This window comes from Desulfacinum hydrothermale DSM 13146 (assembly GCF_900176285.1).
Taxonomy (GTDB): Bacteria; Desulfobacterota; Syntrophobacteria; order Syntrophobacterales; family DSM-9756; genus Desulfacinum; species Desulfacinum hydrothermale.
The window spans coordinates 1-2,848 of the sequence record NZ_FWXF01000049.1; the positions used below are offsets into that span (position 1 = coordinate 1).

At 51.9% G+C, this 2,848-nt stretch carries 3 protein-coding genes; all 3 read left to right on the plus strand.

Translation table 11 applies throughout. The features are described from left to right. The first annotated feature begins 673 nt into the window (after nucleotides 1-673). On the plus strand, nucleotides 674-1,384 hold the full coding sequence (locus B9A12_RS16490) for a hypothetical protein (protein WP_139796708.1): 711 nt from the start codon (nucleotides 674-676) through the stop codon (nucleotides 1,382-1,384). A 13-nt stretch (nucleotides 1,385-1,397) separates the two neighbouring features. Continuing rightward, nucleotides 1,398-1,904 carry a hypothetical protein gene (locus tag B9A12_RS16495; RefSeq protein WP_170920705.1) on the plus strand — a complete coding sequence of 169 codons (507 nt, stop codon included), beginning with the start codon at nucleotides 1,398-1,400 and terminating at the stop codon, nucleotides 1,902-1,904. Nucleotides 1,905-1,919: 15 nt separating this feature from the next. Then, on the plus strand, nucleotides 1,920-2,848 hold a 929-nt coding region (locus B9A12_RS16500), incomplete at its 3' end, for a ParM/StbA family protein (RefSeq protein ID WP_084059180.1).

Genomic DNA, 2,848 nt, shown 5'->3' on the forward strand with positions numbered 1-2,848 from the left:
TAATCCCCGAACAGCAGACTTCCGGTTACCTCGCATCCAACATCTCCCCGAACAGTAAAACCCGATTAACTCTCCTGATACTAATCCCCGAACAGTGAAATTCCGGCCACTCCGCTTCCAATATCCCCCGAACAGTAAGGGCGGTTACCCCTTCTCTGCCATTCAAACCGCGCTACGGCCTTGTCCTTGGCTGTCTGCCTCTGGCGTCGCCTGTCTGCCGTTTGTCGCCCTCTCGCTGCGGTCACTCTGTTACTAAATAATTAGTAACTAAGTTTTCTAATGTTACTGACTAGGTAGGAATAGGTGTAGGTGTGTCAAGGAGTAGGGAATCCATTTCTAATTAGGAACCCCATGAGCCGTCTGACTTTCGTTTCTTTTGTCCGCCTGCCGGTTCCCTTGTCTGCCAAGCGGCAACAATTTTTCGTTTGAGTCATTTTTCCGCTTTGTGCATGCCTATTTTGTTTCTTATGTGGTGGCTAATGTCAGACATCCCAACTATACTGTATTCAACGAAAAGAGATGAACGGAATACCTACGGTTTGGGAGGCGCGTCATGTCAGTAATATTGTCGGGACCTTATGTAAGGGCAGAGGCAAATGCGGAAGCAGGCAGGCTGGTAACCGCAATACGGCAGTACAGATCTACCGACGGGAGCCGGAAGGTAGTAAACCGGTTGCTGGAGCACGACATTGTATTGCCCATGCTGGGGGCAAGGCTGTCCTGGCTTATGTTTGCAGGCCGCAACATACCCCCGCATTCCTGGAGCGCCTTTGATCGCCGGATAGGAGCGGTGTATCGCACTACGCTGCATTCCCGGTATTTTCGGAACAAGAAACAAAATAAAGAAGATGACAGCAGCAAGAATGGGGATAACGGGCGTGCTGCGATTTCACGACCGATCGGTTCCATTGTAATTGAGAGGGTAGACAAGGAAACAGGTGATGAGAAGTACACGATATACCTGAATGTGGTGGATATAATGCGCCTTCGCGGCTGGTGTACCACGATGATGCCGGATCAGGACATGTTCGGGGCCTTTATTGTACGGCATGACGGGTGTTTGGCGCTGAAGGCCGGAGGGGGACCGTATGTGGAGGTGGAACCCGAAACGCTGGCCGAGTTTGCCGGTGTGGTTACGCGCTGTGCAATGGGGCGCAGTGTCCGGTACTTTAGCCGGTCCATCCGCATTTTGTACAACGGAGATTCCCAAAACACGCAGAAACCGCTGGTTAATTTCGGCGGCATTTCCGTGCGCACGGATCCTACGGACTTGCACAGGCTGCTTATGCACCTAGAGCGAGCCATGTTGAATACGCCCTCCAGTATGTTTCCGTTGCCGGAAGCTGCACCGGAACAAACCGAAACCGATGTACAAACGAACTGAGTGGGAGCGGATGATGAGCACGGGGAAGGTAGAAGCAACTAACGTGGCCATGCTTTCGGGGAAGCTGGTATGCGGAGACGCCGGCTGGGGGTTGGAGATGCAGTCCGGGACGGTTTCCTTGGAAACGAACGGAATTGAAATTCCTCAGGATGCGGATGGCAGACATGCGATTCTTGTGGGTCAAATGAGAAGGAACAGTTTGCGGGCAATACGTACTGAATATGTGGACCGTCCGCTGAACATAAACTATGCGTTGTGCAGCGGTCATATTTCTGACCTGCGCTTTGCGGTTATTCGCGGTACTCCATGTGCATTCTGCAACATGAATGTTCCTACGTACACTCCGCAAGGCATGGCGCGGGACACTTTGGCGCTAACCGTATGGGGACAGTACGTCAGCGCGATCAAAAAAATAAATTTGTCATTCCCGCTATCCGTATCGGGACATCTGGTGGTGGTAAACGGTGTGTCGGGATATAACTTGTCCGTTTATGTGGACAGGTTCACGTGTATTGCCTAGAACAAGGAGGAAGGCATGTATATTGGCATTGACTTGGGCTATGGGTGGACCAAGGTTGCATACGGTATGCCGGACGACACGTCCAATTTGCTGCGTGCTTCGCAAATAAAGTTTCCCACGGCAATTGCGCCTATTTTGGACAAATGTTTGCACAGTAGCAATATGGGTACTACTGACAGAGTAGTGACCTACCAAAACCAGGCTTATCAGTATGGGCACAATGCCTTAGCGTCGCCCAACTGTTTGCATGGAGCCGATTTGGAATGGATGCTGGCGTTTGGGCCGGTACTGTTTGCGGGAGCAATTGACCTGGTATCTCCGGCTAACCCTTCGGGCCATAATGTGGCAGTGGGATTACCGCCTGCCGACTATACCCAGTACAGGGAACAGTTGGTAGATGCATTCAGCCAATTCCACGCCAACGGTCGCGAATACCACAACAACGTGGAAGTGTATCCGCAAGCAGTGGTTGCGTTGGGTGAATGGCGTGCCAGGGGCAATTCTACAGATGATCTTCTGATAGTGGACATTGGATATAACACCGTGGATGTGGTGCCTGTTGCTAATGGCCAGGTGCAGGGAGATGCTGCCGGAACCATCGACCGAATGGGAATTGGTCGCGTGTATCAGGATGCGCGCAGCGCACTTCGAAAAACATATGGTGTGGTACTCAATGACGCCAAGGTGGACCGTGTGTTTGCAACGGGGAAAGTGGTTGTAAATGGTGCATATCACGATGCCTCTGACATTGTTCGCGATACGCTGCATGTGTATCGCACCGTGCTTACGAATGCACTTATGAGCCGCTGGGGCCAGCATATCCGCTCAACGGAAAACATGCTGTACATAGGCGGCGGAGCGTCGTTTTTGGTGCAGTTTGCTGGGCGGGAATTGGCCAACTGGGAAATCCAAACGCTACCGGAACCGGAATTTGCCAACGCTCG